The sequence below is a fragment of the Rossellomorea vietnamensis genome (genome assembly GCF_008180415.1).
In the GTDB taxonomy this organism is placed as follows: domain Bacteria; phylum Bacillota; class Bacilli; order Bacillales; family Bacillaceae_B; genus Rossellomorea; species Rossellomorea vietnamensis_C.
This window is the reverse complement of record NZ_VTEI01000012.1, coordinates 24,474-46,183: the sequence shown is the minus strand read 5'-3', so window position 1 is coordinate 46,183 and position 21,710 is coordinate 24,474. Positions and strand designations below refer to the sequence as shown.

Below are 21,710 nucleotides of genomic sequence, written 5' to 3'. Positions count from 1 at the left end.
CCGCTAAAACCCCTTCCTTGCGATGTAAATGAAAAACGGGGCGCCTATAGCGGCTGTCATGACACCGACAGGAACTTCCTGCGGCATGATAATATACCTTGCACCAATATCGGCAGCCAGCAGGAGAATCCCGCCTGTCAAGCCTGCAAAAGGCAGAAGCCACCTATGGTCTACACCAATGATTCTTCTGGCAATATGCGGCACCACGATGCCGACAAAGCCGATCGGACCGGCTATAGCTACCGATCCGCCCGCAAGCAGGACTACGACAATTAATGAAATCAGTTTGATCCATCCTGTCTTAAGTCCCAGCCCTCTCGCTACATCTTCTCCCATTGCCAGGACATTCAATTTGTTTCCTATTATAATAGCTAGGACCCAGCCGATGAGAAGATAAGGAAAGACACCATAAAGGATATCAAGGCTCCTGCCTTGGACTGATCCGGCAAGCCAGAAAAGGACCTGCTCCAAAGCCGCTTCATTCAGTACAAGAAATCCTTGTGTAAACGAGGAAAATAACGCTGTGATAGCGGCTCCGGCAAGTGTGAGCTTCATAGGGGTCAACCCTTCTCTTCCCGCAGAGCCAATGACATACACCGCTACCGCAGCTATACCCGCACCAAGGAAGGAAAGCCATGTAAAGCTTTGTAAATTTGAGATATTAAAGAGTGTTACAGCAATGACGACCATGAAGCCCGCTCCGGCATTAATCCCGAAAATACCGGGAGATGCGAGCGGATTCTTTGTCAATGTCTGCATTAGTACTCCTGAGATGGCCAGCGATGCCCCTACGGAAGCCGCAATGAGAGCCCTCGGCAGCCTGACCGTCTGGATGACAAGATGTTCCGTAGAGCCATCCCCGTTTGTCAGTGCCTGGTACGCCATCTTCCATGTAGTTTCTGTGTAGCCATATACAATGCTCATTCCGATGAACAATGCAAAGATGAATAGTGCTGTTAATAACAGCAACGCCTGCATTCCTGATCTTCTCATATATATAACCCTTCTGTTAAAACATTCATTTAGATTAGAAAAACGTTTACTCCACTTTCCATTTTAGAGAATAAAAGAATGCTAGTCAATGATGTTGAAAATCATTATCAATTGGTGGTTGACTTTGTAATCGTTATCTTCTAGTATAGTTTTTGGAAGTAATGCAAATGAAAATCATTATCACCAAATCAGGAGGAAATACATATGCGTCCATTACGTTATTTAATGTCTTTATTCATTCTTGTTGCAATCCTTGTTCTTGCAGCTTGCGGAACAAATAATGAAAACCAAGAGGAAGAAGCAGCTGGCAATGGCAGCGACACAGGTGAAGAAACTACAAGCTATACAGTGGAGCATGCAATGGGTACAACTGAAATCGAAGGAGAACCTGAACGTGTGGTCATCTTGACAAATGAAGGCACTGAGGCTCTTCTTGCAATGGATGTGACACCTGTAGGAGCTGTTCAATCATGGATCGGTGACCCTTGGTATGAGCATATCGCTGATAAAATGGCGGATGTTGAAGTTGTTGGAACTGAAAGTGAGTTAAATATGGAAGCCATCGCAAAATTGAAACCCGATTTAATCATCGGTAACAAAATGCGCCAGGAAGAACAGTACGACAAGCTTAAAGCAATCGCTCCGACTGTTTTCGCGGAAACACTTCGCGGCAACTGGAAAGAAAACTTTGAGCTATACTCGAAAGCTCTTAATAAAGAAGAAAAAGGCCAGGAAGTCATCGCAGAATACGAACAGCGTATTGAAGACCTGAAAGCCGAACTTGGCGATAAATTGGACATGGAAGTCTCAATGGTCCGCTTCATGCCTACAGACGTTCGTATCTACCATAAAGATTCTTTCTCAGGAGTCATTCTGGATCAATTAGGTTTTGCCCGTCCTGAAGGCCAGGATGTGGAAGACTTTGCAGAAACTGGTGTCACCAAAGAGCGCATCCCAGCTATGGATGGAGATATCCTGTTCTATTTCGCTTACGAAACTGGTGATGGTGAAGGAAATAAAGTGGCTGAAGAGTGGATTAACGACCCGTTGTTCCAAAAACTTGAGGTTGCCCAAGAAGGGAAAGTCCACGAAGTAAGTGATCCAATTTGGAACACTGCCGGCGGAGTTATGGCTGCCAATCTGATGCTTGATGATATTGAGAAATACTTTTTAGCACAGTAATGAAAGGAAAAGCCCGTCATCACGCGGGCTTTTTTCTATGCTGCAAACTTCCCCTCACTGCTGATCCTTAAGCCTAGTAACTATCAGAGAGTTGTCAAACCAGATGCTGCATTAACTGCACTCTGGATAAGTCTCCTCCCTTTCATTTTACTACACCATTTTTTTCATAATTCTCCGCAAACCGGAAACACTACCATCAGAGTAATAATAAAAGTGGTGAATCTGATGTTTTCTTTATTTAAACGAAAAAAAGGAACCGATCAAACAAAAAAGAAACGCACACAGGAATCATTTGAGAAACTTGCACGGAAATCAACTGATTATAAGGAGATTTTCTATTACAACCAGCATACAGGATTGCGTTTTGGGTTGAATTTCTTATCGACTTTGGTTGATGAGGACATTTTGCAGAAAGACCTGCTTCCATCTCTCCTTGGAAAGAACTTTACAACTTTAGAAGATGTGAAGAAGCTTGCTCCCATCATTGACATTCAATTGTCTGATGATGAAAGCAAGATAGAGCAAAAGCTGATGAACGGATATGTTCTCCTCAAAACAGAAAATGAGAAAAACCGGTTTGCATTCATTGCAGCACAGAAAGAAGTTGTCCGCCAGGTATCTCAGCCTGAGGTAGAGTTCAGTGTGGTGGGACCAAAAGAGGCATTCGTCGAGTCAATTGACCAAAACTTGAACATGCTTCGAAAGCGAGTCCCTATCAAAGAATTAATTATTGAAGATTTTAATATCGGGCGGATGACTCATACTAAGACTTCCTTATTGTATATTGACGGATTGGCAGACCAGGATAATGTCCAAACGATGCGGCAGCGTTTGAAAGCGATTGATTTTGATCAAATCAATGACAGCTCCTTCATTGAACAGATGATTGCGGATAATGCCAATTCTCCGTTTCCTCAACTTCTGGATACGGAACGGCCTGACCGTGCTGCTTCCGTACTGGTGGAAGGAAAAGTGGTCGTTCTTTCAGACGGCTCGCCGCATGCATTGATCGGGCCTACCACTCTCGTTGAATTTTTCAGTGCGTATGAAGATTACTTTTTAAACTATATCGTCGCTTCCTTTTTCCGGCTGGTCCGGGTATTTGCGGTTGCCTTTTCCATCTTAATTACACCTATTTATGTAGCTGCGCTGACTTATCACTATGAATTGATCCCTAAAGACCTGATGGCCACCCTGATCACTTCACGCCAGGAAATCCCGCTTCCTCCCATACTGGAAGCATTGTTTCTTGAGTTGACGATAGAACTGCTCAGGGAAGCAGGGGCCCGCCTCCCGACCAAGGTCGGCCAGACAATTGGTATCGTAGGAGGAATCGTTATTGGAACGGCATCGGTAGAAGCTGGTCTGACCAGCAATGTTTTGCTGATCCTGGTTGCCCTGGCAGCACTAGCATCATTTACAACCCCTGTTTATAAGATGGGCAACACTATCAGGATCCTGCGTTTTCCATTTTTGTTATTTGCCCAAATTTGGGGCATGCTCGGTATCGTCTTTTGTTTTTGCATTTTGATGACTCATCTCATAAAACTGACTTCCCTTGGCCGCCCGTTCCTTGAACCCTTGTATCCTCCGAGGCTGTATGACCTTAAGGATGCGATTATCCGCTTTCCTTTTCATACTCAAAGTAAGCGGCCAGCTTTCATGCGGACTAAGAATCCAAACAGATTCAAACCTGAAGAGGGACGGAAGAAACTCGATATTGATGAATAATTGGCGGAGGTTTTGCTATGCAGTCTGTTCATGTTCCTGAAAATAGAAAAATATCGCCATTTATCGTATTCTTCCTCATTCACTCTGTCCAAGTCGGCGTCGGTGTATTAGGTTATCAGAGAATTATTGCAAAAAGTGCGGGATATGATGCCTGGGTTTCTGTTATCATTGCTGGCCTGCTGACAAATGTCATCGTATTCCTGATATTTAAAATTGTACAGACCGGCGGCGGTGATCTTATTGAAGCCAATCGAACTGCCTTTGGAAAGTGGATGGGTAAAGCAGTCGACGGAGTGTATCTCATCTATTTCTGCTTGATTGCTGTGACGGTCTGCCGCACATATGTGGAAGTCGTACAAGTATGGATGTACCCCCGACTGGCATCCTGGGCTTTCGCCATCCCCTTCTTCCTGCTCGTCATCTATGTTGTTACGGGAGGATTTAGGGCCGCAGCGGGGGTTGCTTTTTTTGGAACTGTACTGCCGGCCTACCTTGTGTTGACATTCGGATTCACTTTCCCATTTTCCGATTTTAGAAATCTGCTTCCCATCTGGGACCATACTCTTTTAGATATGGTGAAGGCAACACGGGACATGACACTGAGCTTCCTGGGATATGAAACTCTCCTCATTTTTTATCCATATCTTAAGGATGGGAGCAAATCAAAAAAGTGGGCCCATGGCGGACTCCTTCTCACTACCGGTTTTTTTACTCTTTTAACTCTGATTAGCTTTGCTTTCTTCAGCGAAGGACAGCTTGAAAAAACGGTCTGGGCGACGCTTTCGATGTGGAAAATTGTTCAAATGCCCTTCGTCGAACGCTTTGAGTATATCGGCATCGCCAACTGGTGCTTGATCATCCTTCCAAATGTATGTATTTCGTTATGGTGCGGAAGCCGAATAGCTAAGAGGTCATTTAAGTTAAATCAAAGAAAAACATTAATTATCCTTTCCGTGATTTGCGTCATAGCTGTTGGTTTCATAAAAGACCGCGCCCAAATCAATTTATTAAATGATATTACCAGTAAAGTTGGTTTTTATTTGAACTTTGTTTACCTTCCGTTTCTTCTCTTCATGATCTATTTAATGAAGAAGGTGAGAAAAAAACAATGAAAAAATTCACATTACTGTTGGTGGGCTCGCTCATCCTTTTATCTGGATGTGTGGAGCAGGAAATCCTGGATGACCTTAACATTGAAACAGCGAAGGGGTACGATATGGCGGGCGAGGATTTAATCAGAGGCACCGCTTTGTATCCCAGATATTCTGCTGATAAACAAATTGAAAATGTCACCCTGACGGCAGAAGCTAAATCAACTAGGGAAGTGCTGAACTTATTGGAAAAGAAATCTGAGCAGCCTCTTGTAAGGGGAAGCTTGGAAAACGTCGTGATTTCTGAAAAGATGGCCAAAAGAGGGATGCTTCACATAGCGGACTCCCTTCAGCGTGATGCGAGCGTCGGAGCAAGAGTCATGCTCCTGGTCAGTGATGGGTCCGCAGAAGAGATTTTAAAAGGAAATTACGGCAATAAAGGGACTTCAGATTACATCACCACTCTTGTGGATCACAATATCCGCCGAGGCGATTTGGCAAAGTCCAACTTACACTTATTTTTGTTCACCTTTTTTCAAGAAGGCCACACCTCCTACTTACCTATAATCCAGCAGGACGAAGATAAAACATTGGACCTTACGGGAGTAGCACTCTTTAAAAATGATAAAATGATCGACAGGATAAACAAAGAGGATATGTTTTATTTCAAACTCCTTGCTGACAAATACAGCGAAGGGAACCAAGTCGTCAAACTTTCGGATGAAGGCGTCAGCCTAAAAGCCAGCATAGAGGCTTCTGTGACCAGCCTGAAATCTAAACACAAAATCCAAATAGAACATAACGCCAGCCCCGTAAAGATCAACGTCATCATCGAGATTGAGGGAATTATAAAAGAATATACAGGAAAAAGACTTTCCCCTGATAGAACTAAGGAAATTCAGGAAAAAATGGAGAAGGATATTGAAACCCGCTGCCTGAAGATGCTGAAAAACTTTCAAGAGAAAGGCATAGACCCAGTGGGGTTTGGACAGCGTCAAAAGCATGGTGTGCGAAAAATGGACTTCAAAAAGTGGGAAGAAGAGGAATATCCTCAGGCTGAGATAGATGTTAAAGCTAATGTCCTTATCCTGGAATCAGGTACTGTGGAATAAGGACACCGTTCCCTTTCTCAGGAGGGAAGGTGTTCATCTATCCACTGAACCGCTTCACTAATGCATTCACGGTAAAATGCTGCCTTTTCAGGAGAAAGCTTTTTCACACATTCCTTCATGATAGACAAGCCGGTCAGAACCACACGGGTATCGATTTCCCTGGATACCAATACATTGTGAAGCCATTTAACATGATCCATGAACAGCTCTGGCGCTTGGAGCTTATAGGCAGTCTGCAAATGAAGAAAGTGTTTCTGCAGATCAGAGAAGGTTTGGCTGCGTCCCTTCTCTCCAAACGTCTCTAGAATCTCGGGATGCTTCACAAAAACGTTCTGTGCAATTTCAGACACCAGCTCATCGATGAGTTCATGCTGATCAAGAATACGGGCTTGGTACATCGAATCCCTCCTTGCACTGCTTGTTTTCCTTATTTTAGCATAATGTAAAAGTCAAATGTGAATGTGCAGGGAGCAGGTGTTAGATTAATAATAACGTTAAGAACCCTTTGGGTAAGATATGTACTTAGAAATGGCGTTTAGGAAGATCCTTGAGGCCCATTCGCTTGGAGATCGGCTCATTATGGGCGTCTCGACAGATCCTTGAAACCCTTTACACGGGAATTCCGCTCTTTATGGGCGTCTAAAAAGCACCTTGAGACTCTTTCAGCCTAATAAAAACTAGACAAAATCGCCTAGAAATCTTAAAGAGCTCCAAGAGGAAAAGACCTGCGAAAGCTTTTTTCAAAACGGACCTTTCTCTCACTTCATTTGCAGCCACACAGAAATTTAGTGTGCGGGGATTGGTCTCTTCCCTATCATCTTAAAAATGAATCTTAAGGCTTGGCACAGCGGTCTATCTCCCTAATATCAGGAAGCTCTATAAGCACAAAATTTTACGAAAAGAGCCCCGCTACAATACAATAATACTAAATAGAGGAGGTCACTTACATGCAATCCATTCAAAATAAAGAAACCTTTCAGGAGCTCATCTCCGGATCTCAGCCGATTATAATCAAGTTTTTCGCAGACTGGTGTCCAGACTGCACAAGGATGAATATGTTCATTGATGAAATTATTGAAGAAAACAGCCAGTATAAGTGGTATGAGCTGAACAAGGATGAACTGCCTGAAATCGCAGACCGCTATGATGTAATGGGCATCCCCAGTCTGCTGATCTTTAAAGATGGCGAGAAAACAGCACATCTGCACAGTGCCAACGCCAAAACACCTGATCAAGTAAGAGAGTTTCTGCAAAATAATAAATAAACAGACTGAGCAGCTTCTTAGAGAGGCTGCTCTTCAATTTATAAAGCTCTTTTCGTAAACTTTTCTGCTATATGTTACTAATTCCGAAAAAAGACCTTAATTCACCGGGATAACCTGGTTAACATGAAAAGAAAAGAGCTGCTATCCCCGATTAGAGAGAGCACCCTTAGTATAGTACCAGGGGAAAAATCCGGCTCTAAGGATTTTCCCCCAAGCAGCAATTTATATGGAAACAGCCATTTATAAAGCACCGCCCCGGTTATCAATTACTTTCCACTGCCTGCAGAATACATCACATGCAGCGTCACTTCCAACGATGGCTGTCCTCAGCCTCTGCCAAAGAATAAACTAAGCTTTAAAGAGCAAACTATTGCTGTAGGAAAATAAACTTCAAAGAGGTGCTCAGCGTGACGAAGAAATACAACAAAGGAAGCATGAACCAAAACTCACCGCGTGCCGGACACAACCAGGCAGAATTCTCACGGGAAATTGCTGCAGGAGATAATAGCAAAGGAAACAAACATAACAAAGACCAAAATGATAAAACGGATAGAGATTGACATGAAGGATAACATTCATATTGACGAAGAAGCAACCAGAGCCAACATGAAGATTCATGAGGATTTCTACAAAGATAAAGACAGCATCCAGGAAGAAGTCGTTCCTTCCTACGCTTACAATAACGCTCCGGCCATTCGGATCAGCGGGGATGATGAATAGACATCCCTTAAAGCACACAAGGATAATTGAATGCAAAAGGAGTTTCGCCCCTCGGGGAGAAACTCCTTAAACATTTTATTAAAGTGTCCCTTGAGAGCTCTTAGTAAACAAAAGCAGCTCCAACAATAATCAGCAAAATGAACAATACTACGATTAGCGCGAAACCGCCGCCGTAACCGTAGCCGCCACCGCCGCCATAGCCTCCGCCATAGCCGTAGCCGCCGCATCCGTATCCATACATAATCAGACACCTCCAGAATGATTATTGAGCTTTCATCACTCAATAACATCCTATGAGGATTTCGGAAAAATGTTTAGGCGGACCTAGCCCAAACTTAGATTTCTATTATCCTGTTAGAATATCTTCCTTAGGATAACTGATTTTATCTGTTCCTGGTTTCGCCAGTGAAAATGCAAGTGTGAGCGGACCAAGTTTACCTACGAACATAACAAAGATAATAATTCCTTTTCCAAACTCGGTCAAGCTTCCTGTAAGGCCCATAGACAGTCCCACTGTACCAAAGGCTGATACCACTTCAAAAAGGATCTGGATAAAAGGCACCCCTTTTTCCGACATGGAAAGGAGAAACATCGCCGTGAAAACGAGTACGACACTGATCATTGATATCGCCAGAGACTTATAAATAAATGTCTCTGCAATTCTGCGGCGAAAAATAAAAATCTCTTTCCTTTGTTTTAAAAAAGCAATAACAGCTAAAGTAATGACCAGGAATGTTGTCAGCTTAATGCCTCCTCCTGTCGAAGCACTGCCTGCCCCAATAAACATAAGGAGAATCGTGAAAATGATCGTTGAATCTTCCATGCTGCCGATGTCCAATGAATTAAATCCAGCGGTCCGAGGAGTTACAGCCTGAAAATAGGCTCCCAGAATTTTATCCATTGCCGGCAGGTTTGCGAGAGTCTTAGGATTATTGAATTCCAGAGCAAAGATGACAAGTATGGCTGCTACGTTGATGACCAGAGTACCTAACAGCATGAGCTTTGTATGGAGAGACAGTTTCTGCAGCTTCTTCGAATACCACAGGTCCGTTAAAACCGTAAAGCCGATTCCCCCAAGAATGAACAGGCCGGAAATGACAAAATTCACTAAAGGGTTCCCTACATACCCCATTAGACTGTCTGACCATATGGAAAACCCTGCATTGTTAAAAGCTGAAATCGAATGAAATAAGCTGTAATAAAGACCATCTTTCCAGCCGTATTGCGGAATCCATTCAGCTGCAAGAAGAATCATTGCAAAACCTTCTACTATAAAAGAAAACACGAATAAATGCTTTACAAGCCGGACAACGCCGCCCACCGAGGTTTGGTTAAGCGCCTGCTGAACAATCAGCCGCTCCTTGAATCCTATTTTTTTACCAAGCATGAGATAAATCAGCATGGCGAAGGACATAATCCCAAGCCCGCCGACTTGAATAAGACCCAGGACGACCACTTGACCGAATGTGGTATAGGCTGTACCTGTATCAACAACCGCCAATCCTGTAACGGTCATGGCTGAAGTGGAAGTGAATAAAGCGTCAAGCCAAGAGACACTTCCCTTTGTTGCAAAAGGCAGCTTCAGCAATGCCGCACCAAGCATGATAAAGAAAATAAACACTAATAAAAGAAGCTGTGGCGGACTTAGCTGAATGGATGTCCTCCTTAGTTTTGAGGCCCTTCTTTCCACGGTTAGATCCCCTCTTTTTCAAACCTGTTAAGGTCGCGATTATCCCCTATTACAATTAACAAATCGTCTTTCTGAATCACCTCGTCAGCAGCTGGCGATACGATAACATCTTCCCCTCTTTGAATGGCAATGATGTTACAGCCGAAACGGGCACGAACATCCAGATCGATCAGGGTTTTATTAGCAACTTTATTCGATGCGACAAGTTCCACAATACTATGCTCTTTTGATAACTCGATATAATCAATGACTTTTTCAGAGGTAATATGGTGGGCGATCCTTCTTGCCATATCCCTTTCCGGATGAATAACTTTATCTGCCCCGATCTTATCGAGGACCTTTTGATGGTAAGTGCTGGACGCCTTTACCCACACTTCTTTTACTCCAAGATCTTTTAGGAGGAGCGTCGTCAGTATGCTGGCTTCGATATTTTCTCCAAAAGAAACGATGACATGATCGAAGTTTCTCAGGCCAAGCTCCCTGATAACATTTTCATCCATCGCATTTGCCCGGACAGCATGTTCTGCTACATCACGATATTTTTCCACTACTTCTTCATTAATATCTATCGCCAGTACATCCGCACCCATCTCGCCCAGTTCCCGGACAAGATTTCCACCGAAACGCCCTAGACCGATTACCGCAAATTGTTTTTTCATGAATGATTCCCCCAATGACCTGATGTTAATTAGAATAACCTCTGCTGTTCGTTTTCATTAAGTTGTTTCCTTATAGGCTTCTGTTAAAAACCACAACAAAAAGACCACCAGGAAATAAGCCTGTGGTCATATACACAAGTTATATCTCCTTCACAACGCTTACGAGGTTAGCTGACGGATTCGGGTCATGAAAGTTAACCCTTCCTTTAAAACTTTAAAGGACTCACCCCAAAAGAATGGTTCCCCCGCTCAAAATGATTCAGCGATTATTCTATTACGAAAAATATCTTACTCCTCCCTTTTCAAAAAGTAAAGAGCTTTTTTCAAGCTGCTTTTCCTGTCATATTGATGCTGCAAGTTGAAGTAATCAGCCTCTCTCAACGTTTAACGGGGATGCTTCATTTCCCCCCTTTTATAGCGCATTAAAAAACTCGATTATGTAACGAGGTCACTGAAAAAGCCCATCTAAATTATAGAATCGTACATTTTCCGCTTCAGACATTATGAAAAGGGTTGTTTTTCGTTCAATGTACCCGGCTCCACTTGGCGGGCACCAGATAGAGTAGGCCTTATAGCGAGAGCGGCCTCTTAGTTCCTTAGTTAAGTACCCATCGGTAGAAATAAGGGAACTTTTTTCCCTTAATTGCAAATTCAAGCTCATTTCGGGATAAATAGGGGAATATTTTTCCTTTATTTGAAGAAAAAGCATATTTTTCTAGTGGGTTTAGTTTAAATAAAGGAAATTCATTCCCTTATTTTTGCTTTTTTCAATGTTTTTTAGTAAATAAGGGAACTTTTTTCCTCTAATTACTACCCAACATACTGAAACCCATTGATAAGTACCATTAGTCACTTCCTTGAATCATCATCATTCCATCGACTAGTTGAAGAAGCACCCTTCCAATCCCGACAGGCAAATCTCCAAGAAAAGATCAAAGGATTCTAAATCTAATAAAGTAAAGAGAGCAGCAAATAGATTGCTTTCAAAGAAAAAAGTCAACTTTTCCTCCTAATTTAGGAAGGATAGTTGACTTTTTCTTTTTATAAAAGGCTGTTTTCGCATATATTGTTGCTTTCGAAAAAATCCCAAGAGCCGGATTTTTCCCCGGATACTAAGAGTTTTAACTTTTATCAAGGGAGAGCAGCTCTTTTCTTTTCGGTGTTACCAGTTTTGACCCCTCTTAATAGGTTTATTTTTCGGATTTAGTATCAATAGCAACAAAGGTACGAAAAGAGCCTTATAAAAAGTAGATTCTAAAATTCGTTAGATTTTCAGGCTCTCTTATTTAACCCAAGGTTTTGTCTTTCTATATAAACAGCAGCAAACTCAAGGCCATCACGGCCATACCTGCGATCAAGCCGTATATTGGTAAATGTGTTTCATCATATTTCTTTGCCGCTGGAAGAAGTTCATCCAAGGAGATGAATACCATGATTCCCGCTACAGCTGCAAAAATGACCCCAAACATGACATCATTCAGGAATGGCATCAAAATCAAGAAAGCAACTACTGCCCCGACCGGTTCTGACAAGCCTGACAAGAAAGACAGTTTGAATGCTTTCTTTCGGTCTCCAGTCGCAAAATAAATCGGCACCGCAACAGCAATTCCCTCCGGAATGTTATGGATGGCAATCGCAACTGCAATGGGAATTCCCAGAGCCGGATCCTGCAGGGCGGATGTAAATGTGGCAATGCCTTCCGGAAAGTTATGAATTGCAATCGCTAAGGCTGTGAAGGTCCCCATCTTCAATAGAGCCGGGTCGCCAATCGCTTGCTTTGGACCACTCATCTCTTCCACTTTCTTCAATTCATGAGGATTACCTTGTTTCGGAATCAGCTTATCAATCATAGCAATCAACAGCATACCGGCAAAGAAACTGATGACGGTAATCCAGTTTCCAAGTTCCCAGCCCAGGGAACCTGTCAATGCATCCTTGGCTTTTACAAAAATTTCAACCATTGATACATAGATCATGACACCTGCCGAGAATCCTAAAGACACTGACAAAAACCGGGTGTTAGTTGATGAAGTAAAGAAAGCCAGAAGACTACCGATTCCGGTTGCAAGTCCTGCCATCAACGTTAGCCCAAAAGCAAGCAGCAGATTTCCATCCATTTTCATTCTCCTCTTTTCTCTGTGAATTTCAACGTTGTTAGCTTCCCCATTCTATATTTATTGTTAGGTGATGTTCTTAAAAAGTTTCTATTAGATTGGTTATAAGAGAAGGAATACCATGTTCATCTGTATAACCTTCGATGATATGGTTTAAACAACAAAAGTTTCCTTTGGCAAACATTTTACTCCACATACAACTTCTTAGTCAAACTTTTTCTAATATTTGAGCACGTATCCTTTAAACCTAAAGTTTCCCTGTGCCAACATTATATAAATCTCGTGTGATGTTTGTTACACGCTTTTTTTAAATAAAGGCTCTTTTCTCAAAGATTGTGGCTTTTCTAATCGAGGAGATTTCCGCTCCAGGCGCACGACTCCGCGGGGCGGGCGTTGAGCATCCTCGGCTTCATAAAAAGCGGAAGCGGCCGTTCAGCGACGTACAGATTTTAGGGCTCTCGTATGAGATAAAGGAATCACGAAGAGCGACAGCGATTCGATGATGACTTATCTTTATAAAGTGGAAAGGCCCCGCTCAGCGGCGTACGGACTGGACTGACTCCGCATGAGATAAAGGAAACACAACGAACATAGTGAGTTGATGTTGACTTATCACCAAAAGGGGAGAGGTTCCGCTCAGCGGCGTACAGATTTTAGGACACTCGCATGAGATAAAGGAATCACGGAGAGCGACAGCGATTCGATGATGACTTATCGCAAGGAGAGAGTCCGAAATCTGCTAGCCGTTGGGACCTCGGAACTGGACTCGCAAGGAGGAGGCAGGGAAGTACGCTAGCCGCCTTAGGCCTTGCAGCTAGATTAGCAAGGAGAGAGACCGAAATCTGCTAGTCGCTGGCCGCTGGAGCTAGATTTGCCTGTATAAAAAGTGGAAGCGCCCTGATCAGCCCCGACAGGAAAGTGTTCCCAAGAGAAAAAAGGCGGTTCTCCTTTTATTCTCTTGGGGTTATTTGACCCCGAGGGGGCTGGGCGCTGGAACTAGATTGGGGGTCTCACCTGTCTGCAAAAGTGGAAGCGCCTTGGTTAGGCCCGACAGGAAAATGTTCCCAAGAGAAAAAAGGCGGTTCTCCTTTTATTCTCTTGGGGTTATTTGACCCCGAGGGGCTAGGCGCTGGAACTAGACGACCGCTAGTCCCGCAGGAGGTCGCACACCTTCCGCTCCAATCATTCTACGTAAAAGGGAAAGAGGAAGAATCATTTAAAAGCAACACTTATTGAATATAGCCAAAATATAAAGCGCACACCTCCCCTTTTAGCTCCTCGGGATCAAATAACTTTGAAGAATAAAAGGAAAGACCTCCTTATTTACCCATGGAATATTTACCCACCAGGACTGACAAGACGCTTGAGGTGAACACCTGCAGGCAATGCGAAGAAGAATCGGATCCGTCCCGAACGGAAATCCACTACTATTAAAACTTCCACAATCTTTGCCAAAATAGCGTTGGACATAAAAAAACTGAACCATTCCCGGAATGGTTCAGTTTCGAAATAAAGGCTTACTCACTTTGCTTCCTTCTAGTTTTATATCGATTTGGATCACGTTCGGGCAGTGGTTCCTTCCGTATCATCTTGAGGAAAGCATACATGATTACGAAGATGATAACGGTGAATGGCAGAGCCGATATCAGTGATGCGGTCTGCAAAGCACCCAGTCCGCCTGCGAGCAGCAAGACAGCGGCAATGGCAGCCATCAGTACACCCCAAATAATTTTCACCAGTGTAGAAGGAGTAAGACTTCCTCCGGTTGTCATACTCGCCAGTATATAAGTGGCAGAATCCGCCGAAGTGACAAGGAACGTAAAGATGAGCAGGATTGACAGAACCGACAGGATTTCCGTGAACGGCAAATGAGCATATGTTTCAAACAATGCTACAGTAACATCATTATTTACTGCCTCAGCAATAGCTGTCCCATTGTTCAAATCACTGTAAAGTGCTGTACCGCCGAACGCTGCAATCCATAGACAGGCAATCAATGGCGGGATGATCAAGACACCCAGAATAAACTCGCGGATCGTCCTTCCTTTTGATACACGTGCTACGAACGCACCAACAAAAGGTGACCAAGCAATTGCCCATGCCCAGTAAAAGATTGTCCAATCCCTGACCCAGGTTCCTCCTTTATAAGGTGTCAGCCTCAAACTGTATTCAACGAAATGGTTCAGATAATCACCTAAACCAAGGGTGAAAGTATTCAAGATGAATACTGTGGGCCCTGCAAAGAAGACAAAGACCAAAAGCACAAGGCAGAGACCGAGGTTCAAATTACTCAGCCACTTGATTCCTTTATTAAGTCCCGTACTTGAAGACAACAAGTACAGCACAAGGAGAATACCCATGATCAATAGCTGAACACCGCCAGAGCTCGGTATCCCGAAAACACTCTTCAAGCCTCCATTCATCTGGAGCACACCCAGACCAAGGGACGTCGCGATCCCCATGACCGTCGCGATGACAGCAAACGAATCAATTGTATTCTTGACCCCTTTTCTCTTGGAGGTCACGGATTCAACCGCCGTGGAAATCAGGCCGTCCTTCCCTTTTCTAAATTGCAGGAAGCCGATCATAAGCCCGACAATTGTGAATACAGACCACTGGCTTATTCCCCAGTGAAAGAAAGCATATCCTGTTGCCACTCTCGCTGTACCTTCTGTCATAGGCTCCATCGATTGAAATGGGGGAGTAAAGAAATGGCTCATTGGTTCTGCCACTCCCCAGAAAACCAGGCCGGCTCCGAAACCAGCAGAAAACAGCATTCCTACCCACGTGAAAAATGGGTATTCCGGCCTTGAATCCTGAGGCCCGAGACGGATTTTTCCATATTTGCTGATAGCAATGATAATGAGGAAGACCGAAAAAATGAAGACGGCGAGGAGGTAGAACCATCCAAAGTTCGTGGTAGTGAATAAAAAGAGAGTTTCTGCTACTTCCCCAAACCTAAGAGGGAGAATTGCTCCCAAAAGGACCAGGGCAAAAACCGCTACTGCAGAAACGATAAAAACGGGGTTCTTAATTGGACTGAAATTCATAGTTTTAATTCCTTTCTATGTAACGCTGATCTTGATGAAATTGTTGCATTATTCTCACTTCTATATAATTATAAACATAAAGCGACTTTCATTTCTAACCAACTGCCTTGCTCTCTCATTATGATTACCCATTTCCAAATGTGGTATAAACCAAAATGACCGCAAGCTTAGGCAAAAATACTATGCTGGGAGGCTATTGTTATGGGGACACAAAGCAACCGCATCAATCGAAAAGAGGTACCAGAGGAACAAACATGGGATTTAGGTGATATCTTTCAAACAAGGGAAGACTGGGAAAAAGAATTGAAGGCAGTCCAAAATGATGTAGGTGAAGTAACAGATTACAAAGGCCGCCTTCAGGAAAGCAGCACCTTGCTCCTTCGCTGCCTGGAAGCTAAAGAAGAACTACTGAAGCGATTCAATCTGGTTGCTGCTTATGCTTCACTGAAACAGACAGTAGACCACACCGACACAACCAGCCAAAAAGATGCTGCCCGAGTAGAAGAAGCAGGTTCGCGCATTAATGCTTCAACTGCTTTTGTGGAAACGGAAATCATCTCACTGCCAAAAGAAACGCTGCGATCATTTATTGAAGAAGAAGAAGGTCTGCAGTCTTTCGAGAAGTATCTAAAAGACCTGCAGGACAAAAAGCCTCATACACTAGGTGAGGAGACTGAAGAAACTCTCGCGGCCCTGGGCTCCGTATTCTCGGCTCCTTACAATATCTATAACCGCGGGAAGCTTTCCGACATGCAGTTCGATTCTTTTACCGATGATGAAGGAAACGAATTGCCGCTCTCCTTTGCTCTCTATGAAGGGAAATACAGTTCTTCCCCTTCAGCCACTGTGCGGAGAAACGCTTATGAATCATTCGTTAAAACACTTCAGCAATACAAAAATGCATTTGCTGCCGCCTATGCAACGCAAGTCAACCAGGAGACCATTACGGCACGTCTCAGAAAATATGATTCAGTAACCGATATGCTCCTGGCGCCGCAGCAAGTTACAAAAGAAATGTACAATAACCAGCTGGATATCATCCAGGAGGAGCTCGCCCCGCATATGAGACGATATGCAAAGCTGAAAAAGAAGGAACTCGGCTTGGATAAACTTACATTTGCAGACCTGCATGCACCTCTTGACCCTGATTTCCAAATCGAAACCAGTTATGATAAGGGTGCCCAAACGGTAAAAGAAGCACTCCAAGTAATGGGAGACGAGTACAATGAAATGGTCGACAAGGCACTGTCCGAAAGATGGATCGATTATGCCGACAATGTCGGAAAATCAACAGGCGCCTTTTGTTCAAGCCCATATGGAGCACACCCATATATACTTATGACTTGGCCGGATACTATGAGGGGAACATTCACGCTTGCCCATGAACTGGGACACGCCGGACACTTTTACCTATCCGGAAAAAATCAGCGGATGACCAACACCCGCCCTTCCCGTTACTTTATCGAGGCACCCTCGACTATGAACGAAATGCTGCTTGGCCATCACTTGCTGTCTCAAGACAACGACAAGCGCACCAAGCGCTGGGTTGTCCTGCAGCTGCTCGGCACCTACTTCCATAACTTCGTGACTCACCTGCTGGAAGGAGAATTACAGCGAAGAGTCTATAATTTGGCCGAAGATAGCGAACCCTTGACAGCCAGCGTCCTGTCTGAACAGAAAGCGGATATCCTCAAAAAGTTCTGGGGAGACACCGTTGAAATAGACGAGGGTGCCAGTCTGACATGGATGCGCCAGCCTCACTACTATATGGGGCTCTATCCATACACCTACTCAGCAGGTCTGACTGTCTCTACTCTGGTTTCCAAAAAGATCATCAACGAAGGGCAGACTGCCGTCGACCGCTGGCTGGATGTCTTGAAATCAGGCGGAACATTAGAGCCGCTTGAGCTCATCAAAAAGGCAGGCATTGACATGACAAATCCAGACAACATTCGCGAAGCCGTTGCCTATGTTGGTTCACTCATTGATGAACTGGAAGAGAGTTACGAATAAATTAGTTTGTCTGCCCCCAGGCCTTGGCCTGGGGGTTTTGAATTGGAGTAACCAGGGGCTATCAACCGGTTTTGTGGTTCTATCAGCCACTTTTGACGCTCTATCAACCAGTTTGACGGTTCTATCAGCCACTTTTGACGCTCTATCAACCACTTTGTCCTTTCTATCAGCCATTCCCCTTTTTCAACCCCCTATTTTGTTTCCCCCCGGCTGGGCCGGGAGTTTTAACTTTTGAGCGCGAAACAGGACACCAAAATGGAGTAATCAGGCTCTATCAACCGGTTTTGTGGTTCTATCAGCCACTTTGTCTTTTCTATCAACCAGTTTGATGGTTCTATCAGCCACTTTTGACGCTCTATCAACCACTTTGTCCTTTCTATCAGCCATTCCCCTTTTTCAACCCCCCTATTTTGTTTCCCCCGGGCTGGGCCGGGGGTTTTAACTTTTGAGCGCGAAACAGGACACCAAATGGAGTAACCAGGCTCTATCAACCGGTTTTGTGGTTCTATCAGCCATTCCTATAATTTGGATTTCTTAAGACACTCCAATGAGTACACTCTCCACCTCTTTTCACCTTTGAAAGGCAGATTCATTTTGGTTAGCATTTTATTCACCGTTGAAGTTGAATCAATTCCTAAGAATTTACGAACGTCTCCATTCGTAAATTCAGTCCTAAATAAAAGAGCGTATTCCCTTAAAGCCGCGATATGTGCTTCCTTTGATTCGGCACCGCAATTTCTGCAAATCCACTTACCATAAGCCCTTGTACAAGGGAAACAACGACACGTTGGACACTTTACTCCCCGGATCAATTCTTTTGGTTGTATTCCATATTTCTTTAGAATATCAAGTTCTAGCGGACAATGTTTTCGAGCTATTTCTTTAGCTAGCTTCAAAGCTTGTTCCCGCTCGAGAAACTCATGTTTATATTTTTCTTGTAATGCAGCAATCTGGAATGGTAGTTGCCCCATGTGGATAACTTTTTGGTGAACTGTAGTCGAAGAGGATTGGATAATGGTACGGGGATTGCTAATGACAACAAGAGATTCAATTGGAAGATGTTTTGATGTTAAAGTAAGCATCCACTTTCTTAATTGAGCTCTGTGACGCTTGACTTGCAGTAATGGGTCAGAAAAGGCAACTTCACCATTATTTTTTCTAATCAGCTGATTGAATTCTGTATCAAAGTACAAGGTTCCGGACATGTTTTTAGTCTCTACTATTAAGATGAATTTTCCGGTAATAATGAGGGTGTCTATCTGGAAATAGTGGGTGCCGTCGAAGATGCGGACATGATGAAGAATAAAAAATTCTTCTGATTATAAGAAACTGAGAGGATAATCCAGATTAATTTCTCCTTTATAGCCAGCCATTTGCCGGCCAAGGTCGTCATTCACAAGCTCTTTCGCGATGTGGGTATCTGCCAATCTTTCATTAAGAGCTTCTAACTGCTTAAGCTCAATAGGCACAGTCCGTTCTTTAATAATCATTGCATCACTCCTTTTGAACAATACATTCGACCCAAAGCCACATTTCCCTTCAAAAGGTTCATAAGAAAAAAGACACACAGGCTCAGCCTATGTGCCTTTCACACATTTTTTTAAATGTGGAGCAGATCTCTACAACTTCACCCTCTGCAGCCTCAATGCATTCAACACAACAGACACTGAACTGAAGGCCATCGCCGCTCCAGCCAGCCAAGGCGCAAGAAGTCCAGCTGCCGCAATTGGAATGCCCAAGGTGTTATAGGCAAATGCCCAGAACAGATTTTGCTTGATGTTCCGGATGGTTTTCTTACTCATGAAGATGGCATCCGCTATGCTGTTCAGGTCTCCTCGTATCAGGGTGATATCGGCAGCTTCCATAGCGACGTCTGTCCCGGTCCCGATGGCCATCCCGATATCAGCAACTGCCAATGCGGGAGCATCGTTGATTCCATCTCCGACCATTGCGACTTTCTTGCCCTGCTCCTGAAGCTTTTTCACTTCCTCCGCTTTACCTTCAGGCAGGACTTCTGCAATGGCATTCCCGATACCCGCTTCTTTTGCTATGGCTTCTGCGGTGCGCCGGTTGTCTCCTGTCATCATGATGACCTCGAGTCCCATGTCATTCAATCGGTTGACGGCTTCTTTGGAAGTTTCTTTTATTGTATCCGCAACGGCAATCAAACCGGCATACTGATCATCGATGCTTACAAGCATGGCTGTTTTTCCGTTACTTTCCAAATTGGTTTTGGTCTGCAGAATGGCATCACTCACAGAAATGGATTCACGGTCCATCAGCTTTTTGGTCCCGATCAGTACTCGACGCTCATTCACAAGGGCTGACACACCATATCCCGGAATGGCTTCAAAGTCTGCGTTAGTACTTGTGTCAATTCCTTTTTCTTTGATGCCCTCCACAATGGAGACGGCCAAAGGATGCTCAGACGGACGCTCGGCTGCTGCGACCAGTTCCATGAACTCCGTTTCATTCATATCCTCACGGGCCATCACATCCGTCAAAACAGGCTTGCCGTTCGTGACGGTCCCTGTTTTGTCAAGGACAACCGTTGTGACGGTGTGTGCCGTTTCAAGATGCTCTCCACCTTTAAAAAGAATCCCGAATTCTGCGGAACGGCCGGACCCAGCCATGATGGAGGTCGGCGTCGCAAGCCCCAGTGCACATGGACAGGCAATGACAAGTACAGCAATTAACTTCTCCAGACTTTCGGCAAAATCGCCCGGAGTGATCCCCAGGAACCATACTAAGAAAGTAATCACAGCAAGCCCCACAACAATTGGCACAAATATACCTGATATCCGGTCCGCCATCCTTTGAATCGGCGCTTTTGACCCCTGTGCTTCTTCTACAACCTTGATGATCTGGGAGAGCGCGGTCTCTCTTCCCACCTTTACAGCTTTGATTTTTAAAAATCCATTTTTATTAATGGTAGAACCAATGACCTCATCTCCGGCTGCCTTGTCGACCGGCACGCTTTCTCCTGTAAGCATGGATTCATCGAGAGCGGAACGGCCCTCCAATACTTCTCCATCCACAGGCACCTTTTCACCGGGTTTCACAAAGACGATATCCCCGGCAGCCACTTCCTCTAGTGGAATTTCAGTCTCTTCTCCATCTCGAAGGACAGTGGCCGTTTTTGCCTGGAGCCCCATCAGTTTTTTGATTGCTTCCGAGGATCTCCCTTTCGCCCGTGCTTCAAACAATTTACCAAGAATGATCAGCGTGATTAAAATCGCACTTGTTTCAAAGTAAAGTTCTGTCATTCCTTCGTTCGTCCCCAGCGATTCAAGGGACAAATACACGCTGTAAAAATAAGCGGCTGATGTTCCCAATGCAACCAGGACGTCCATATTCGCACTTTTATTTTTCAATGCTTTATATGCACCTACATAAAATTGCTTTCCAACATAAAATTGCACTGGTGTTGCCAACGCAAATTGAACCCATGGATTCATCAGGAACTCTGGAAGATAAATGAATGAGGTGAATTCAAAATGGCTGACCATTGCCCAGAGAAGCGGCAGGGACAGAATCAGTGAAAGTATAAATTTCCGCTGCTGCTTATGGATTTCCTTCTCCCTATAATCCGCTGTTTCTTCAGAGTTTTTATCAGCAGCTTCCCGTGCGCCATATCCCAGCTTTTCAACTCTTTTTACCAGCTCGGCAGCTGAAATATGAGTTGGATTAAATTCAACCGTTGCTTTTTCCAACGCAAGATTCACGTTTGCTTTAGTGACGCCCTCTGTTTTGTTAAGCCCCTTTTCAATTCGGGCAGAGCAGGCTGCACAGGTCATTCCGGTAATGTCAAATTCAGCTTTCTCGGTAACGACACCATAACCCAGGTCCTCTATCTTCTTCTGAAGGACCTCTGGAGCAGCTGAAGAGGGATCAAATTTTACAGAAGCACGTTCTAAAGCAAAATTAACCGTTGCATCCTCGACGCCTTCCATCTTATTCAATCCTTTTTCAATTCTCGAAGCACAGGCAGCACAGGTCATTCCAGTCACCTTATAAGTGACCTCTTTGGCATTTCCGCTCATTTCAAGACCTCCTCTCATACCTGTATGGGGTATATTTCTCACCAAAA

18 protein-coding genes, 1 pseudogene and 1 riboswitch are annotated in these 21,710 nt (G+C 44.1%); of the genes and pseudogenes, 8 read left to right on the top strand and 11 right to left on the bottom strand.

Features of this window, described 5'->3' with window-relative positions; all coding sequences use genetic code 11:
- Positions 1-3: 3 nt before the first annotated feature.
- Positions 4-978 carry a FecCD family ABC transporter permease gene (locus FZC78_RS18000; protein ID WP_252183674.1) on the bottom strand — a complete coding sequence of 325 codons (975 nt, stop codon included), beginning with the start codon at positions 976-978 and terminating at the stop codon, positions 4-6.
- A 219-nt stretch (positions 979-1,197) separates the two neighbouring features.
- On the opposite strand from FZC78_RS18000, the gene FZC78_RS17995 reads away from it, so the two are divergent.
- The 4 genes from FZC78_RS17995 to FZC78_RS17980 all read left to right on the top strand — a co-directional run bounded on the left by FZC78_RS17995 (position 1,198) and on the right by FZC78_RS17980 (position 6,109).
- The gene (locus tag FZC78_RS17995) at positions 1,198-2,175 is read left to right on the top strand and encodes an ABC transporter substrate-binding protein (RefSeq protein WP_148941474.1); all 978 of its coding nucleotides are present in this window, start codon (positions 1,198-1,200) and stop codon (positions 2,173-2,175) included.
- Between the two features lie 225 nt (positions 2,176-2,400).
- Positions 2,401-3,906: a spore germination protein gene (locus FZC78_RS17990; RefSeq protein ID WP_148941473.1), complete on the top strand. Its 1,506-nt coding sequence runs from the start codon at positions 2,401-2,403 to the stop codon at positions 3,904-3,906.
- Positions 3,907-3,923: 17 nt separating this feature from the next.
- Positions 3,924-5,018 (top strand): GerAB/ArcD/ProY family transporter, encoded by a 1,095-nt coding sequence (locus FZC78_RS17985; protein ID WP_148941472.1) that lies wholly within the window; start codon positions 3,924-3,926, stop codon positions 5,016-5,018.
- Positions 5,015-6,109 carry a Ger(x)C family spore germination protein gene (locus FZC78_RS17980; protein ID WP_148941471.1) on the top strand — a complete coding sequence of 365 codons (1,095 nt, stop codon included), beginning with the start codon at positions 5,015-5,017 and terminating at the stop codon, positions 6,107-6,109. Before FZC78_RS17985 ends, FZC78_RS17980 begins: the two co-directional genes overlap by 4 nt.
- 17 nt (positions 6,110-6,126) lie before the next feature.
- Here the strand turns inward: FZC78_RS17980 and FZC78_RS17975 are convergent, their stop codons facing one another.
- Positions 6,127-6,507: a hypothetical protein gene (locus tag FZC78_RS17975; protein ID WP_148941470.1), complete on the bottom strand. Its 381-nt coding sequence runs from the start codon at positions 6,505-6,507 to the stop codon at positions 6,127-6,129.
- 549 nt (positions 6,508-7,056) lie between these two features.
- Here FZC78_RS17975 and FZC78_RS17970 point away from each other — a divergent pair.
- The 3 genes from FZC78_RS17970 to FZC78_RS23815 all read left to right on the top strand — a co-directional run bounded on the left by FZC78_RS17970 (position 7,057) and on the right by FZC78_RS23815 (position 8,094).
- Positions 7,057-7,374, top strand: coding sequence for a thioredoxin family protein (locus FZC78_RS17970; RefSeq protein WP_148941469.1), 318 nt, complete (start codon positions 7,057-7,059; stop codon positions 7,372-7,374).
- Positions 7,375-7,781: 407 nt separating this feature from the next.
- The gene (locus FZC78_RS23820; protein ID WP_187442698.1) at positions 7,782-7,934 is read left to right on the top strand and encodes a hypothetical protein; all 153 of its coding nucleotides are present in this window, start codon (positions 7,782-7,784) and stop codon (positions 7,932-7,934) included.
- A gap of 1 nt (position 7,935) precedes the next feature.
- A complete protein-coding gene (locus FZC78_RS23815) occupies positions 7,936-8,094 on the top strand; it encodes a hypothetical protein (protein ID WP_187444998.1) in 159 nt (52 codons plus the stop codon).
- A 100-nt stretch (positions 8,095-8,194) separates the two neighbouring features.
- Here FZC78_RS23815 and FZC78_RS24385 read toward each other — a convergent pair.
- The 5 genes and pseudogenes from FZC78_RS24385 to FZC78_RS17945 all read right to left on the bottom strand — a co-directional run.
- Positions 8,195-8,272 (bottom strand): annotated as a pseudogene (locus FZC78_RS24385) (YjcZ family sporulation protein); the annotation flags it as partial.
- 168 nt (positions 8,273-8,440) lie between these two features.
- The gene (locus FZC78_RS17960; protein WP_187444997.1) at positions 8,441-9,784 is read right to left on the bottom strand and encodes a TrkH family potassium uptake protein; all 1,344 of its coding nucleotides are present in this window, start codon (positions 9,782-9,784) and stop codon (positions 8,441-8,443) included.
- Positions 9,785-9,786: 2 nt separating this feature from the next.
- A complete protein-coding gene (locus FZC78_RS17955) occupies positions 9,787-10,443 on the bottom strand; it encodes a potassium channel family protein (RefSeq protein ID WP_148941467.1) in 657 nt (218 codons plus the stop codon).
- Positions 10,444-10,584: 141 nt separating this feature from the next.
- Positions 10,585-10,718, bottom strand: a riboswitch (cyclic di-AMP (ydaO/yuaA leader).
- A gap of 1,032 nt (positions 10,719-11,750) precedes the next feature.
- Positions 11,751-12,560 (bottom strand): zinc transporter ZupT, encoded by an 810-nt coding sequence (zupT, locus tag FZC78_RS17950; protein WP_148941466.1) that lies wholly within the window; start codon positions 12,558-12,560, stop codon positions 11,751-11,753.
- 1,514 nt (positions 12,561-14,074) lie between these two features.
- Positions 14,075-15,607, bottom strand: a complete 1,533-nt coding sequence (locus FZC78_RS17945) for a BCCT family transporter (protein WP_148941465.1) — start codon at positions 15,605-15,607, stop codon at positions 14,075-14,077.
- 201 nt (positions 15,608-15,808) lie between these two features.
- Between FZC78_RS17945 and pepF the strand changes: the two genes are divergently transcribed.
- A complete protein-coding gene (gene pepF / locus FZC78_RS17940; protein WP_148941464.1) occupies positions 15,809-17,620 on the top strand; it encodes an oligoendopeptidase F in 1,812 nt (603 codons plus the stop codon).
- A 264-nt stretch (positions 17,621-17,884) separates the two neighbouring features.
- Here pepF and FZC78_RS24610 read toward each other — a convergent pair whose 3' ends face one another.
- From FZC78_RS24610 to FZC78_RS17925, 4 genes are all read right to left on the bottom strand, one after another.
- Positions 17,885-18,007 (bottom strand): hypothetical protein, encoded by a 123-nt coding sequence (locus FZC78_RS24610; protein WP_286365504.1) that lies wholly within the window; start codon positions 18,005-18,007, stop codon positions 17,885-17,887.
- A 131-nt stretch (positions 18,008-18,138) separates the two neighbouring features.
- Positions 18,139-18,924 (bottom strand): nuclease-related domain-containing protein, encoded by a 786-nt coding sequence (locus FZC78_RS17930; protein ID WP_148941462.1) that lies wholly within the window; start codon positions 18,922-18,924, stop codon positions 18,139-18,141.
- A 15-nt stretch (positions 18,925-18,939) separates the two neighbouring features.
- On the bottom strand, positions 18,940-19,110 hold the full coding sequence (locus FZC78_RS23810) for a hypothetical protein (RefSeq protein WP_187444996.1): 171 nt from the start codon (positions 19,108-19,110) through the stop codon (positions 18,940-18,942).
- A 129-nt stretch (positions 19,111-19,239) separates the two neighbouring features.
- A complete protein-coding gene (locus FZC78_RS17925; protein WP_148941461.1) occupies positions 19,240-21,663 on the bottom strand; it encodes a heavy metal translocating P-type ATPase in 2,424 nt (807 codons plus the stop codon).
- Positions 21,664-21,710 lie beyond the last annotated feature (47 nt).

Coding starts and splice junctions, on each gene's coding strand:
- zupT (WP_148941466.1), bottom strand. CDS start 12,560: ATGGATGGAAATCTGCTGCTTGCTTTTGGGCTAACGTTGATGGCAGGA.
- FZC78_RS17985 (WP_148941472.1), top strand. CDS start 3,924: ATGCAGTCTGTTCATGTTCCTGAAAATAGAAAAATATCGCCATTTATC.
- FZC78_RS24610 (WP_286365504.1), bottom strand. CDS start 18,007: ATGGCTGATAGAAAGGACAAAGTGGTTGATAGAGCGTCAAAAGTGGCT.
- FZC78_RS23810 (WP_187444996.1), bottom strand. CDS start 19,110: ATGATTATTAAAGAACGGACTGTGCCTATTGAGCTTAAGCAGTTAGAA.
- FZC78_RS17980 (WP_148941471.1), top strand. CDS start 5,015: ATGAAAAAATTCACATTACTGTTGGTGGGCTCGCTCATCCTTTTATCT.
- FZC78_RS17955 (WP_148941467.1), bottom strand. CDS start 10,443: ATGAAAAAACAATTTGCGGTAATCGGTCTAGGGCGTTTCGGTGGAAAT.
- FZC78_RS18000 (WP_252183674.1), bottom strand. CDS start 978: ATGCAGGCGTTGCTGTTATTAACAGCACTATTCATCTTTGCATTGTTC.
- FZC78_RS23815 (WP_187444998.1), top strand. CDS start 7,936: ATGAAGGATAACATTCATATTGACGAAGAAGCAACCAGAGCCAACATG.
- FZC78_RS17970 (WP_148941469.1), top strand. CDS start 7,057: ATGCAATCCATTCAAAATAAAGAAACCTTTCAGGAGCTCATCTCCGGA.
- FZC78_RS17925 (WP_148941461.1), bottom strand. CDS start 21,663: ATGAGCGGAAATGCCAAAGAGGTCACTTATAAGGTGACTGGAATGACC.
- FZC78_RS17945 (WP_148941465.1), bottom strand. CDS start 15,607: ATGAATTTCAGTCCAATTAAGAACCCCGTTTTTATCGTTTCTGCAGTA.
- pepF (WP_148941464.1), top strand. CDS start 15,809: ATGGGGACACAAAGCAACCGCATCAATCGAAAAGAGGTACCAGAGGAA.
- FZC78_RS17995 (WP_148941474.1), top strand. CDS start 1,198: ATGCGTCCATTACGTTATTTAATGTCTTTATTCATTCTTGTTGCAATC.
- FZC78_RS17990 (WP_148941473.1), top strand. CDS start 2,401: ATGTTTTCTTTATTTAAACGAAAAAAAGGAACCGATCAAACAAAAAAG.
- FZC78_RS17975 (WP_148941470.1), bottom strand. CDS start 6,507: ATGTACCAAGCCCGTATTCTTGATCAGCATGAACTCATCGATGAGCTG.